The sequence below is a fragment of the Streptomyces doebereineriae genome (assembly GCF_031845645.1).
In the GTDB taxonomy this organism is placed as follows: domain Bacteria; phylum Actinomycetota; class Actinomycetes; order Streptomycetales; family Streptomycetaceae; genus Streptomyces; species Streptomyces canus.
The window spans coordinates 1-644 of the sequence record NZ_JAVREZ010000077.1 but is presented as its reverse complement, the minus strand read 5'-3'; the positions used below and the strand labels follow the sequence as shown (position 1 = coordinate 644).

Annotated in this window: 1 pseudogene; it reads left to right on the top strand. The window is 62.7% G+C overall.

Annotated elements, in window-relative coordinates:
• Window positions 1-644 (top strand): annotated as a pseudogene (locus RNB18_RS50775) (hypothetical protein); the annotation flags it as partial.

The window sequence follows — 644 nt, the reverse complement described above, 5'->3', positions numbered from 1 at the left end:
GCCTACGACGACATGCTGGGGCGTGCTCTGGACGTGGTTCGCGAGCTCGGCTTCGAACCCACAAGCCGCGTGAAGAACACAGGCACGATCCTGGAGAAGCTCGAGCGCCAGGGAGGGTCATGGCTGAAGAGCATTCAAGACCTCGCAGGCATGCGGGTCGTTCTTGATGGTGACCGAGGAACGCAGGACGCGGCTGTCGCCGCGATCGTGCGGGCGTTCACCGATCCAGGCCGAGAGCCACGGGTCACCGACCGACGGGTCCAGCCCAGCCATGGTTACAGAGCTGTGCATGTGATTGCTCAGCTGGAAGGCATGCCCGTCGAGATCCAGGTGCGAACCCGCTACCAGCACGAGTGGGCGGACATGTTCGAGAAACTGGCTGATGTCATCGGGCGTGGCATTCGATATGGCGAACCTCCCAGCCGTCTCGCTGGGGAGCTGGACCCACCGTCGGATCTTCCTCCGGAGCGGGTACAGGCGTTGCGTCATATCAGGGAGCTCGCGCACAAGTGGCATGTTGCCTTGGTCGGCTCCGCAGTTGCGCTGAGCGACTTGATCGATGGCTTGGAGAGGGCCGAAGCCGGAGGAGCCAGCCAGAATGATCCCAAGTTGCAAGAGATGTGGGCTGAGGTCCAGGACGGTCT